The sequence below is a fragment of the Flavobacterium sp. GNP008 genome, assembly GCF_056428965.1.
Genome location: NZ_JBWJVL010000075.1, coordinates 1 through 223, shown reverse-complemented (window position 1 = coordinate 223; position 223 = coordinate 1). Strand labels below are relative to the sequence as shown.

The window sequence follows — 223 nt, the reverse complement described above, 5'->3', positions numbered from 1 at the left end:
CCAACCCCTCCAGCAACGGCATGGTCAGAATGCACTGAGCCTCCTGCCCATACGCGCGCTGCAACTCGCGCCCCATCAGCAGGTTGAACTTCTGATCGGTACCCCCCAGCTCAACATCCGCGCGCAACGCTACCGAGTCATACCCTTGAACCAACGGGTAAAGGAACTCATGAATGGCAATAGGCTGATTGGTGGAGTAACGCTTGTCGAAATCATCGCGTTC

At 56.5% G+C, this 223-nt stretch carries 1 pseudogene; it reads right to left on the bottom strand.

Going from position 1 to position 223, the window contains the following annotated elements:
• A pseudogene (locus AC0608_RS13945) lies at positions 1-223 on the bottom strand (tyrosine--tRNA ligase); the annotation flags it as partial.